The sequence below is a fragment of the Methylobacillus sp. genome, from assembly GCF_036844465.1.
In the GTDB taxonomy this organism is placed as follows: Bacteria; Pseudomonadota; Gammaproteobacteria; order Burkholderiales; family Methylophilaceae; genus Methylobacillus.
On the sequence record NZ_DAIUFW010000003.1, the window covers coordinates 24,500 to 36,883 of the forward strand.

Consider the following 12,384-nt stretch of genomic DNA (forward strand, 5'->3'; position numbering starts at 1 on the left):
TGGCTATTGGTAGCATTGTGCCTACTGCCGACTTTTCTGTAAAAAAACAAAACCCCCAAATTTGGGGGTTTATCAATTGCAAATATGCGTTAAGCAGCCTGCTTACGACGGCGCAACACGCCTAGGCCAATCAATCCAATGCCGAGCATGGCATATGCGGAAGGTTCAGGAACAGGCGTTACCTGATCCCCCACAAACCCGATCAGGTTCTTGAGCAGATTCTGCTGCTCAATACCATAGTTGTTTTCCATAAAATTAACATCGAATACCGTGGTCAGCGCACCATTGAGAGCATTGCTCAGGTCACCCACACCCCAAGCTACAGCCGAGCCACCGCCGCCTTGCCCTTCCGTAATAAAGAAACCACTACCTGCACTGTCCATTCCGCCAGGAGCAGCATAATCCACCCAGGTCACCGGGTTGGGGCCGGTAAAAGGGGCATTTACCTGCTGATAACTATCAACATACTGCCATCCGATACTTCCTCCACCCACCAGCCCAATGAAGTCGAAAATACTGTTATTACGGCTCATGAAACTACTATTTTCACCCATCAGGAACATACCGCCCCCACCTTGCAGGAAGCCAAGGTATTGAGTCTGCTGGGCATCGGTGAGTCCGAAATGATCACTGAAACGGATATCCCATATCTGCGCATAGCCGCTCAGATCGGTCGGAATATCACTGCTCACTGTCACAGTGTTGCCAACCGCAGTGTGCAAGGTACTCAGGTTACTGGTAATCGCTGCCGTCGTGTCAGGTTCGGTTGTTGAAGATGAACCGTTCACGATAAGCACAGAGCCCGCCAGGGCAGAGCCTGATATCATTAGCGCCATTGCGCCGATAAATAGCTGCAGTTTCATTTTTACCCCCTATCAAATTAAGTGATGGGTTCCCGGAAACCTCGCCCAATCTACAACCCTGACACACCCGGAACCTACATCAATGATTGTAACAAAACGCGATTATTGAAATAATGTCTGAAGTTAGTCCGATAGGACTAACAGAGCCGTTTATATGCCATCTTTCCAATGCTCCGGCTCCTGCCCTTTTTATACAGACAACCATCCGGGCATCCAGAAAATACCAATGACTGACATTCTCGTTCTCTACTATTCCCAGGGCGGCTCAGTTCGCGACATGGCTAAACTCATCGCTCGCGGGATTGCTTCCGTGGAAGGCGCGCAACCTCGGCTGCGCACGGTGCCCAAGGTATCCGCCAACCATGAAGCTACCGAGCCGGATATTCCTGCCAGTGGCGACCCTTATGTCGAACTGGCCGACCTGGAAGAATGCGCGGCACTTGCCTTGGGCAGCCCCACCCGCTTCGGTAACATGGCGGCACCGATGAAGTATTTCCTCGATGGCACCAGCGGCCTCTGGCTCAAGGGTGCCTTGATCGGCAAACCTGCTGCAGTATTCACTTCCACCTCATCCATGCATGGTGGTCAGGAGAGCACTTTACTGTCCATGATGATTCCACTGCTGCACCATGGCATGCTAGTGCTGGGCCTGCCTTATTCCGAGCCAGCGCTCGCCGCGACCAGCACAGGCGGTACGCCCTATGGCGCGAGCCACTTCGCTGGATCCCTGAATGACAAACAGATTAGTGCCGATGAAAAAGCCTTGTGCATCGCGCTGGGCAAACGCCTGGCGGAAACTGCGCTGAAGCTGCGGCAGCATGGTTGAATTCGCTTGTATACTTTGCTGCATTGTTGATAATGAGGCGTGAAAAGCGCGCCATGACTCGGTTATAATTCAAATATGCGAATTCTTCTTTCCAACGACGACGGCTATTTTGCCCCCGGCATCAATATCCTGGCCCAGCACCTGTCCACAGTGGCAGAAGTGATTGTAGTAGCGCCGGAACGCGACCGCAGCGGCGCCAGCAACTCCCTGACGCTGGATCGGCCGCTGTCCGTGCACAAGGCCAGCAATGGCTTTTTCTATGTCAATGGCACCCCTACCGATTGCGTGCACTTGGCGGTGACTGGAATGCTGGAGGAATTGCCGGACATGGTGATTTCCGGCATCAACGATGGCGCCAACATGGGCGATGACACCATTTATTCCGGCACAGTCGCCGCGGCGACCGAGGGCTTTCTGCTCGGCATTCCCTCGTTTGCGGTATCTATGTCGCGCCACGGTGTTCAGCATTTCGAGACGGCGGCCCGCTTTATGGTGGAACTGGTGGGACGCTACCAGAAAGATCGTTTCCCGCCACCAGTATTGCTGAATATCAACGTTCCCGACATTCCATTCGAGGAACTGCAAGGCACGGAAGTGACCCGGCTCGGCAAACGTCACAAGGCAGAACCCGCCATCAAGTCCACCACACCACGCGGGCAATCCGTATACTGGATAGGCCCGGCGGGCAGCGCGCAGGATGCCGGCGAAGGCACGGATTTCCATGCCGTGAGTCAGAACCGCATTTCCATCACTCCCCTGCAAATGGACCTGACGCAATATACCCAGCGTGAACAGGTCAAAAACTGGCTGATGCGCTAAACCATGAGCAGTACAGTATTACGTGGTATTGGCATGACTTCGCAGCGCACGCGAGAGCGCATGCTGGCGCGGCTGAGCGAAAAGGGCATCAAGGACGAGGTAGTATTGTCCGCATTGGGCATGATTCCGCGCCATATCTTCGTGGATGAAGCGCTCTCCTCCCGCGCCTATGAGGATGGCTCATTGCCCATCGGTTTCGGCCAGACCATCTCGCAGCCTTATATTGTGGCGCGCATGACCGAAATCTTGCGCAACGGGCATCCGCTGGAAAAAGTGCTGGAAATCGGCACCGGCTGCGGCTACCAGACCGCCGTGCTGTCCAAGGTCGCCAAAGAAGTCTATTCGGTGGAACGTATCCGTCCCCTACTCATGAAGGCGCGCAACCATTTGCGCGAGCTCAAGCTGACCAATATCAAGCTCAAGCATGCGGATGGTGCGATGGGCATACCGGAACTGGCACCTTTTGACGGCATCATTGTCACAGCAGCTGCACGCCATGTGCCACAAGAGCTGCTGGACCAGCTTGCGGTGGGTGGCCGGATGGTCATCCCCGTCGGCACGGAAGAGCAAACCCTGTACCTGATAGAACATATCAAGACCGCCTCCGGTTCGGAATTTCGAAAAACCAAGCTGGAAGCAGTCAAATTTGTACCGCTTCTGGGTGGAACCAATTAATGTATTTAGCAAAATCCCTTCGTATTTCTTCGCTGGTCAGCCTGCTGCTGATCGGCTGCAGCACAACAGAACATGCTCCGGTTGTAGACCGCGCGCCCGTTACCAAGAAACCGGCAACTACAACTGCCAGCCAGCCCGCTACAGCAACTTCAACACAAGCTGGTAGCGATACGCATACCGTAAAAAAAGGCGATACCTTGTACAGTATCGGCCTGGAATATGGTTTTGATTACAAGGAAATCGCCCAGCTCAATAATATTGCTGCCCCGGCCTATACCATCCATGTCGGTCAGCAGCTCAAGCTCCCCGCACGCGCCGCCGACCCTGTAGCCACAATCACTCCGATTCCGGGCCAACCTGCTAGTATTGCCGACGGTGATGTCATCATCACCCCGCTCAACCTGGATGGCGGCGCAACTCCATCCGCCACCGTGCCTAGCCAGACTACAGATATCGCCGCACCTTCCGGCCAACCCTTGCTAATCATAGAACCCAAGGCATTACGCCAGCCATATAGCGAGGCAGCCTTGAATGCCCCTACCCCTGCGCCACAAACGCAAGTAGCTACGGCCCCAGCAAATACGGCAACCACACCAACAACATCTACCGCCACTCCTGCAACCACGACAACCTCGCCTTCAGCATCAGGCGGCATTGAATGGTCCTGGCCTACCAGCGGCAAGGTGATTGCCGGATTCAACGATTCCGCCAGCACCAAGGGGCTGGATATCGGTGGCACATTAGGCCAGTCTATCCATGCCGCCGCGCCGGGCAAGGTAATTTACAGCGGTTCCGACCTGCGCGGTTATGGCAAGCTCGTCATCATCAAGCATGACAATACCTATCTTTCCGTATATGCCCACAACAGCAATATCTTGGTGAAAGAAGGCCAACAGGTCACCCGCGGCCAGAAAATTGCTGAAATGGGGGATTCGGATACCGACAAGGTCAAGCTGCATTTTGAAATCCGTCGCCAGGGCAAATCTGTTGACCCAGCGAAATATCTGCCTGCTGCACCAGGTTAATCGCCAGCCAGCTTCAAGGAGCCAGCCATCATGAGCAAACCCGGGCGTACCTCGACATCAGAAAACCGGCCAGAATCCCTGCTCGCTACCTTACTGGCTCTCTTGCGAATAAGCCTGATGCTGGTCGGCATCCTTGGCATTACCGTTCATCTGTTCAGCGATGAAGGCTGGTTGAGCCAGCTTGCCAACTGGTTGTTCTCCAGCACCTGGACCATGCTGTCGATTCCCATCATTATTCTTGGGCTTTATCTCACCAACCGCTGGCTGACAACGCCCAAACGAGGGGAATTGAGCAAGCGTGGTGATATTCCCCTCTACATCATGATGGCGATCGGATTATTTTTCCTGTTCAGATTAGTGGACACGGGCGGCTTTTAACCTTCTTCACACTAGACCAGCCTGGGAGGTCTTGCCCTCTTAATGCAAGATTTCCTGAATTTGCAGAATTTCAGAAATCACAAAAATAAAAACCAGCCTACTCCGACATGAGGAAACAGGCTGGTTCGCTATTTTATTAAAAACTGCTTACGTTACCCGGCGGCGGCGAGCAACCACACCAAGAAGTCCCAAGCCAACCAACAGCATGGCATATGTATCAGCCTCTGGCACGGGAGCGCTAATCTGATCTATCCCACCGGCAATAATAGCGGCATTACCATTAGCAAAACGTGCCAAGACAACTGCTGGATTTTCACCTGACAACTGTGCCCCATACTCTACAGCAGCAGGGTCATAAGGAAATGTCACGCCTGCCGTAATGGAATGTACATCACCATAGCTAGTACGGTTAATGTCCAGATTTGAACCACCTTCAGCATACCCAGATACGCCAGAGTGTCCATTAATCAGTTACCATCATCATTGGAAGCATATGCTGCAAAAGCACCACGATACTCACCAAGGTAACCCTTACCAGCACCTCCAAGAACAAATGCCAGCGCATTACTGAATAACAGGTTGGTGTTGGCAACACCAATATCATCCTGGAAATCACCGTTAAAAAGGACGACATTACCAGTCACATAGCTTTTTACATTGGCGGCTGCATCTACTGATAAGCCGCTACCAAATGAATATCCATCACGTGTATAAATAAAAGCATCAAAACTATCCAGGAAACCTGCTGTCGCCAGTTGCGCATCACTCACATAAGTGACGTTATGGCCCGCGCCGCTATAGAGAGTACCAATATTGTTATTGCCAAAAATAGCAAGGTCTGCTGCGCTGGCTGCAGTGGCATTTACTGCCAGTACAGCAGCAGCCAAGAATACGATCCTTTTTTTCATGATTACCTCCAATGTATGTTGTGATCTTCAATTGCTTGGATACTTTCCAATAACTTTACCTGTCCGCACAATATTAAATCTGATATTGGCTCACCCATGTTAGGCATGATCATCATACTCTCTTCATTATTATTTTCCATAAAAATAACTTGTTGATTATTAGCCCATTTGGACTAATAAATCTTATGAAATCCTGGAAAGAAATACCATACTTAATATGTTTAAGAACATAACGCCTGATCGTCAACTCACATCAGAGATATTGAATAATTGAGAGAAAATTAGTGGGAATGCAAGCCGCAACTTGCTGAAATAAAAATGCTGCTCACTATACAGTGAGCAGCATTCGAACCTGAAAGGCTGTTTTTCCTGATAAACAGACGGGATATTATTTGGACTTGGCTTCAGCAGCCTCCCGGGCATAGTGTTCACGCACCTGGGTCATGTCGTAGGCTCTTGCCCATTCGATGATCTTGTCGAACGCGTCTGCGCCGATTTCACCCACCTGGGCGTGAATACCGGCCTGCTCACGGATCACCAGGATGCCTGGAATCTTGCTGACTTCGAAATACTCACCGATTTCCGGGTCGTCTTCCGTATTCACCATGCCAAATACGATATCGGGATTTTTTTCTGCCGCAGCTTCAAACACAGGTGTGAAGGCAACACAAGGCTGGCACCATGGCGCCCAGAAATCAACGATGACAAAATCATTGCTTTCCACGGTTTGCTTGAAGTTGGCTTTAGTAAGCTGCAGAACGGGCATGATTAAATCCGGTTAATTGATTAAAGGTTTTCATTATATCAGACTGCCATTTCAAGCAATGGGCTTGCCCCATGCGCTGTCAAAGAAAAGCTCACCCAAGGTCCGGCGGCTGCGTTCCGCCAATTCACGCTCCTTGATTTCACCTTCCAGGCTGGCGGGGTCGGCGGCATGGCCGACCGCAATCATGGCAATGATCTCGATCTGTTCAGGAATGGAAAAAGCAGCACGCAGTTTGTCTGCATCGAACCCGGCCATCTGGTGCGCCATCAGCCCCATCGCCGTCGCCTGCAGGCAGATATTTTCCGCCGCCGCGCCGGTATCATAGGCCGCCCATCGGTTGAGCTTGCCGTTGTGCTGGAATTGGGTATCAGCAGCAATCATGAACAACAAGGGCGCATTCTTGACCCAGCCCTGGTTGAATTCCACCAGCGTATCGAATGCCTGGTGCCAGGCGGCGACATCCTTGTTCTTGTCCCAGACGATGAAGCGCCATGGCTGGTCGCCATAGCAGGAAGGCGCCCAACGCGCTGCCTCCAGCATGGCAATGGTCTGCTCATGTGCCACCGGTTTGGCGGCATCATAGGCGCGGCCGCTCCAGCGCTCGGCAATGGTGTTGTCAATGGCAACACTGGTGATGGCAGGTTTTTTCATATTGTTATCCTTGAAGGGTTGGGTAATCGGTATAGCCCTTGGCGTCACCGCCATAGTAGGTAGCTTGATCCGGCGTATTCAGTGGCGCGTCCTGACGGAAGCGTTCCACCAGATCCGGGTTGGCAATGTACAGCGCGCCATACGCCACCGCATCGGCATGGCCGGAGGCGATTGCTGCATTGCCTTTGGCCTTGTCATAGCCGAGATTGGCGATATAAGGCCCCTTGAAATGCTGGCGCAGGGCAGAAAAATCAAATGGCTGCACTTCACTGCCGCCCATGCCGCCTTCCACCACATGCAGGTAGGCCAAGCCAAACGGGCTAAGACTGTCAGCAACATGGTTGAACAATGCTTGCGGGTTGGAATCGCTGATGTCGTTGAACGGGTTGAGCGGCGAAATGCGCACACCCACACGGTCAGCACCGGCAACTTCAACGACCGCCTTGGTCACTTCCAGCAAAAGACGCGTGCGGTTTTCAATGCTGCCGCCATATTCATCGGTGCGGTGATTGGTGCCGTCACGCAGGAACTGGTCCAGCAAGTAGCCATTGGCAGCATGAATCTCGACACCGTCAAAACCCGCTTCAAGCGCGTTGCGCGTAGCACGCGCATAATCCGCCACAATGCCCGGCAGCTCTTCGAGCGCCAATGCACGCGGCGTGACGTAATCCTGCAAGCCTTCGTAGGTGAAAGCCTGCCCGGCGGGCTTGATCGCCGAAGGCGCAATCGGCAAGGTATTGCCGGGCTGTAGCGATGGATGGGAAATCCGCCCCACGTGCCAGAGTTGCAGCACGATCTTGCCGCCCTTGGCATGCACTGCCTGGGTCACCAGCTTCCATCCCTCCACCTGCGCCGCATCATGAATGCCGGGAGTAAATGGATAGCCGTGCCCAGTGGCGGAAATCGGGGTAGCCTCGCTGATAATCAGTCCAGCGGAAGCGCGCTGCGCATAATATTCCGCATTGATGGGCTGCGGGACATTGCCCGCACCCGCGCGATTGCGAGTTAGCGGCGCCATGACAATACGGTTGTTGAGCGCAATTCGGCCCAATGTCACAGGGCTGAACAAATCGGCAGTCATTAGAAACCTCTCCTATTAAATAGAAAACGCCGCGCTTGGCGAGCAAACGGGCGTTCTTACCGTGTTGGCAATGACAGCTTACTTCTTGATGCCTTCGATCAATAAAGTCACTTCAACGTCATCACCGACTGGCGAACCAGGCTTGCCCCAAGTATAGCCATAATCGGAAGCCTTGATGATGGTCTTGGCTTCAATGCCGGTGCGTGTACCACCCCAGGGATCCTTGCCGAAACCGAGCACGGCAAACGGGAGTGTCACTTCCTTGGTCACGCCATTGATGGTGAGCTTGCCAGTGACATTGCCCTGGGTCGCGGAAGTGGGTTCAACCTTGGTGCTGACGAAATGCATTTCGCCAAACTTGCCAGCATTGAGATATTCCTCTTTTTTAATATGTTCATCACGCTTGGCGTTGCTGGTGTTCACGCTCAGCACATTGATCTTGGCATCCACGCTGGAATTGGCAAGATTATCCTTGTCGATAACCAGTTTGCCGGTCACATCGCTGAAAGTGCCGGAAGCCTTGGCCACTACGTGGCGAATCGTAAAGTTGGCAAAGCTGTGCTTGTTGTCGATGTCATAAGTCTCGGCAGCAGCCAATGCCAGACTGCTTGCGGTAAACAGGCCTGCAACGAGGCTAAGTTTGATGATGGAATGTTTCATTGAGCTTCCTCTCTGTATTCAAAAAATTGTGATTGATTTTCAACCATGAATCTTCGTAGTGATGCTGGCTACCCGCTCTCCCAGGTGTTCTGCTGTCAGCAAGTCACTCTGTAAAGGCGCAACATCAGGCCCTTGGTCGCTGTTGGCCTGAGCCAAGGCGCCCAGGAAACCGCCAAGGCGGTTCAAGTCATTGACTGAACCCGCACTGCTATTGTTCCCCGGCAGCAGATCATTACCTACCCAGATCATGCCATGCTGCGCCGCGAAAATGGTCAACTGTATGATGGTATTGAGTTTGTCACCGCTCTGGCTAGCAGAAGTAGTGAACCCTGCCGCCACCTTATCTTTCCAGCCACGATTGAACCAGATACCGGAACTGGCGTCCATAAACGCCTTGAACTGGGCGGATACGGAGCCCATATAGGTCGGGCTGCCAAAAATGATGGCATCAGCAGTATTGAGGCTGTCCCAGTTCTGCTGCGCTTCGTCGGAATCCAATAGAATGACTTCAGTCTCTGCGACCCTTTCCGCACCTTTGGCAACAGCGCGCGCTTGTGCTGCCGTGTGGCCATAGCCACTGTGATACACCACTACAATTTTTGTCATGCCAGTCCTTCCTTATTTACATTAATGTGATTGATGTTGCGGCAGATCGAACAACAGGATTTCCGACTCTTCCGCCGCGCTCAGTTCAATAGATTGTTGCTCATCCACTTTGGCTGCGTCGCCGGCTTCCAGCATTACCTGATCCAATGTCACGCTACCCCGGGCCACCTGAATGTAGAGGCTGCGGCCATGCTTGATCTGATAGCTGAGCTGCTGGTTTTCGGATAGCACAGTGGCATACAACTCCACATCCTGATGGATATGCAACGATGCTTCCCTGCCATCAGGAGAAGCAATCAGGCACCAGCGGTCACGCTTTTGCTCCTGATCAAAATGCTTTTCCTCATAACCGGGCGCGATACCGTTTTTCTCTGGCAACAACCATATCTGGAGAAGATGCGCTTGCCTCCGGTCAGAAGCATTGAACTCGCTATGCACGATACCCGTTCCCGCGCTCATGCGCTGCACATCGCCCGCCCGGATCACCGAACCATTGCCCAGGCTATCCTGGTGCCGCAGTTCGCCTTGCAGCATATAGGTGATGATTTCCATATCGCTGTGCGGATGCATGCCAAACCCTCTGGCAGGAGCAATCACATCCTCATTGATCACGCGCAGCACGGAATAATGCATATGCGCCGGATCATAGTAATTGGAAAAGGAAAAGGAATGATAGCTATCCAGCCAGCCATGATTGGCGTGGCCTCGCTCCTGGGCTTTACGTAAACTGATCATAATATGGTTCAATATTCTTGAATGATGAAAGCCATGATAGGGAGTACAATCTGCTATTGATAGCAAAGAATTTTGCATATATTGTTCAAAAATTATGAACATGATGCGATAACCACTGTTACTATGCCCGTCCAACTCCAGTTTTCAGACTTTTCGGGGCCGCGCTATGTGTTGCAGGGTCTGAAGCTGCTACTCAGCCCTGGCCTGCGCCTATTCGTTCTGCTCCCGTTGCTGATCAATCTCGCCTTGTTTGCCGCCATGGTTTATTACAGCACGCAGCAGTTCGGCCTCTGGCTCGCCTGCTTGCAGGCCACCCTGCCGGGCTGGCTGGACTTCCTCACCTATCTCCTGTGGCCGCTGTTTGTCATTTTGTTGATATTGATCATCTTCTTCACCTTCACCCTGTTCGCCAACCTGATCGCCGCGCCCTTCAACGGCCTACTGGCTGAAAAGGCCGAAGTGCTGATCCGTGGCCAGGATGACTTCCCGCCGTTCAGCATGCGAGAGCTGATCGCCATGGTGCCGCGCACCCTGGGGCGTGAATTGCGCAAGCTCATGTATTTCCTGCCGCGCGCGCTGGCGCTGTTGCTGCTATCGCTGATTCCAGGGCTCAATCTGCTTGCCCCGCCCTTATGGATGCTGTTCGGCATCTGGATGATGTGCGTGCAATACCTGGATTACCCAGCAGACAACCACAAGCTGAGCTGGCGGGACATGATGGCCTGGCTGCATCAGAAGCGCTGGAAAAGTCTGGGTTTTGGCGCGAGCGTTTACCTGGCCTTGTGGATACCCGGCCTCAATATCCTGATGATGCCCGCCGCCATCGTCGGTGCTACTGCGTTCTGGGTGCAGGAACACCACTCCCTGAGCGTGCGCCCATGAGTATCAAGCTCTCCATAGAGGCACTGGAAGTGCTCGACGCCATTGACCGCGAAGGCAGCTTTTCCGCTGCGGCAGAGAGCTTGTACCGTGTCCCTTCTGCCATCACCTACACCATCCGCAAACTGGAAGACGAACTCGGCATCAGCCTGTTTGACCGCAGCGGACACAAGGCCAGGCTGACCGAAGCAGGCAATGAACTGCTGCGCGAAGGACGCCACCTGCTCAAGGCCGCAGGCGAGCTGGAATGCCGCGTGCGCCGTGTGGCGACTGGTATCGAGACCGATATTAGCATTGCCGTCAGCGATATCCTCAGGCTGGAGCCGCTATACGACATTCTGGAACGTTTCTACGCGCAGTCATTCGGCACTCGGGTACGATTATTGCGGGAAGTCTATGGCGGAAGCTGGGATGCGCTCATGAGCAACCGCGCCGACATCTCGATCGGCGCCCCCGGCGAAGGTCCGCCGGGCGGCGGCTATACCACTTCCCTGCTAGGCTCGGTGGAGTTTGTCTTCGCCGTCTCTCCCGCGCATCCGCTGGCAATGATGCCTGAACCACTATCCAATTCCGACATCCAGCAATACCGTTCCATCTCGGCGGCAGACAGCTCGCGCAGCCTTCCAGCGAGAACTTCCGGCATACTGGACGGCCAGGATGTGCTATCTGTCCCGGACATCCCCAGCAAAACACTGGCACAAATCAAGGGGCTGGGCGTGGGCTACCTGCCGCGCACGCTGGCCGAACACCACGCGGCCCATGGCGAGCTCGTGATCCTCCAGGTAGCCGAGCCTAAACCGAGCCTCGTCACCTGTATTGCCTGGCGCAGCCAAGGCGGCAAAGCGCAGCAATGGTTGCTGCACGCATTGCAACAGCTTGATATCAAGGATTTTCTGTTGAGTTGAATACCAAAGTAAGGAAAGCCGGATGCCATGGGCCTCGGTCTCACCAAAATTTGGTATATTGGCGCGACTCGGCCCGGGCGTGATTAAACGCCCGTCTCCACTATCTCTATCAATAACAAGGACACCTGGCTCAGCCATCATGGGACAAAACCATTTTCCGCGCGAATTCAACGTCATCAACCGCTATACCATCCGTGCCATGCTCTGGCTCAATGGATTCGCCCATATCACCATCGGCCTGGCACTGGCGGTTTCCGTCATCATGTTCGCCTGGCTGTTCTATGTGGACGTGCGCGCTGCCATGGCGACACACAACCTGGTGCACGGTTTCCTCAATGCTCTGGGTACACTGATGCTGCTATGGTCGATTTCAGCCCTGATCTCCGCTGAAATCCGTTACCTCATGGGTGCCAAACTGGAGGTAGAAACTTTCATTGAGGTCGCCATGGTACTGGTATTGCGCAAACTCATTATCATGCCCGTACAGGACGTTACTCCCGACCCCATGGAAGTACTGCTCTGGGTAGGTGCAGGACTCATGCTCGGCCTAACGTTCGTGCTGGTGCGAATCGGCCAGAAGCAGCGCGTAGATTAACCCGCCAAAAAG

Annotated in this window: 17 protein-coding genes; 8 read left to right on the plus strand and 9 right to left on the minus strand. The window is 53.5% G+C overall.

From position 1 onward, the window contains the following. Positions 1-89: 89 nt before the first annotated feature. Entirely contained in the window at positions 90-863 is a 774-nt protein-coding gene (locus V7Z75_RS04470) for a PEP-CTERM sorting domain-containing protein (RefSeq protein ID WP_334107421.1), read from the minus strand. A 226-nt stretch (positions 864-1,089) separates the two neighbouring features. Here V7Z75_RS04470 and wrbA point away from each other — a divergent pair, with 226 nt between their 5' ends. The 5 genes from wrbA (at position 1,090) to V7Z75_RS04495 (ending at position 4,586) form a co-directional block, all read left to right on the plus strand. Then, on the plus strand, positions 1,090-1,689 hold the full coding sequence (gene wrbA, locus V7Z75_RS04475; RefSeq protein ID WP_334107422.1) for an NAD(P)H:quinone oxidoreductase: 600 nt from the start codon (positions 1,090-1,092) through the stop codon (positions 1,687-1,689). 75 nt (positions 1,690-1,764) lie between these two features. Next, entirely contained in the window at positions 1,765-2,508 is a 744-nt protein-coding gene (surE, locus tag V7Z75_RS04480; RefSeq protein WP_334107423.1) for a 5'/3'-nucleotidase SurE, read from the plus strand. 3 nt (positions 2,509-2,511) lie between these two features. Beyond that, complete coding sequence (locus V7Z75_RS04485; protein ID WP_334107424.1) at positions 2,512-3,183, plus strand: protein-L-isoaspartate(D-aspartate) O-methyltransferase; 672 nt, start codon at positions 2,512-2,514, stop codon at positions 3,181-3,183. Beyond that, complete coding sequence (locus tag V7Z75_RS04490; protein WP_334107425.1) at positions 3,183-4,208, plus strand: peptidoglycan DD-metalloendopeptidase family protein; 1,026 nt, start codon at positions 3,183-3,185, stop codon at positions 4,206-4,208. Before V7Z75_RS04485 ends, V7Z75_RS04490 begins: the two co-directional genes overlap by 1 nt. A gap of 30 nt (positions 4,209-4,238) precedes the next feature. Then, positions 4,239-4,586 carry a hypothetical protein gene (locus V7Z75_RS04495; protein WP_334107426.1) on the plus strand — a complete coding sequence of 116 codons (348 nt, stop codon included), beginning with the start codon at positions 4,239-4,241 and terminating at the stop codon, positions 4,584-4,586. A gap of 147 nt (positions 4,587-4,733) precedes the next feature. Here the strand turns inward: V7Z75_RS04495 and V7Z75_RS04500 are convergent, their stop codons facing one another. The 8 genes from V7Z75_RS04500 to V7Z75_RS04535 form a co-directional block, all read right to left on the minus strand. Beyond that, entirely contained in the window at positions 4,734-4,955 is a 222-nt protein-coding gene (locus V7Z75_RS04500) for a PEP-CTERM sorting domain-containing protein (RefSeq protein ID WP_334107427.1), read from the minus strand. 98 nt (positions 4,956-5,053) lie between these two features. Continuing rightward, complete coding sequence (locus V7Z75_RS04505) at positions 5,054-5,494, minus strand: hypothetical protein (RefSeq protein WP_334107428.1); 441 nt, start codon at positions 5,492-5,494, stop codon at positions 5,054-5,056. Between the two features lie 388 nt (positions 5,495-5,882). Beyond that, complete coding sequence (locus V7Z75_RS04510; protein ID WP_334107429.1) at positions 5,883-6,260, minus strand: thioredoxin family protein; 378 nt, start codon at positions 6,258-6,260, stop codon at positions 5,883-5,885. Between the two features lie 51 nt (positions 6,261-6,311). Further along, the gene (locus V7Z75_RS04515; RefSeq protein ID WP_442919885.1) at positions 6,312-6,896 is read right to left on the minus strand and encodes a nitroreductase family protein; all 585 of its coding nucleotides are present in this window, start codon (positions 6,894-6,896) and stop codon (positions 6,312-6,314) included. Positions 6,897-6,915: 19 nt separating this feature from the next. Continuing rightward, entirely contained in the window at positions 6,916-7,992 is a 1,077-nt protein-coding gene (locus V7Z75_RS04520; RefSeq protein WP_334107431.1) for an alkene reductase, read from the minus strand. A 78-nt stretch (positions 7,993-8,070) separates the two neighbouring features. Next, a complete protein-coding gene (locus tag V7Z75_RS04525; protein ID WP_334107432.1) occupies positions 8,071-8,652 on the minus strand; it encodes a YceI family protein in 582 nt (193 codons plus the stop codon). A gap of 39 nt (positions 8,653-8,691) precedes the next feature. Beyond that, positions 8,692-9,258 (minus strand): flavodoxin family protein, encoded by a 567-nt coding sequence (locus V7Z75_RS04530; RefSeq protein ID WP_334107433.1) that lies wholly within the window; start codon positions 9,256-9,258, stop codon positions 8,692-8,694. Between the two features lie 21 nt (positions 9,259-9,279). Beyond that, a complete protein-coding gene (locus tag V7Z75_RS04535; protein ID WP_334107434.1) occupies positions 9,280-9,993 on the minus strand; it encodes a pirin family protein in 714 nt (237 codons plus the stop codon). A gap of 123 nt (positions 9,994-10,116) precedes the next feature. Here V7Z75_RS04535 and cysZ point away from each other — a divergent pair, with 123 nt between their 5' ends. The 3 genes from cysZ (at position 10,117) to V7Z75_RS04550 (ending at position 12,372) form a co-directional block, all read left to right on the plus strand. After that, entirely contained in the window at positions 10,117-10,875 is a 759-nt protein-coding gene (gene cysZ / locus V7Z75_RS04540; protein ID WP_334107435.1) for a sulfate transporter CysZ, read from the plus strand. Then, positions 10,872-11,777, plus strand: coding sequence for a LysR substrate-binding domain-containing protein (locus V7Z75_RS04545; RefSeq protein ID WP_334107436.1), 906 nt, complete (start codon positions 10,872-10,874; stop codon positions 11,775-11,777). Before cysZ ends, V7Z75_RS04545 begins: the two co-directional genes overlap by 4 nt. 139 nt (positions 11,778-11,916) lie before the next feature. Continuing rightward, positions 11,917-12,372, plus strand: a complete 456-nt coding sequence (locus V7Z75_RS04550) for a phosphate-starvation-inducible PsiE family protein (RefSeq protein ID WP_334107437.1) — start codon at positions 11,917-11,919, stop codon at positions 12,370-12,372. The last annotated feature ends 12 nt before the right edge of the window (positions 12,373-12,384 follow it).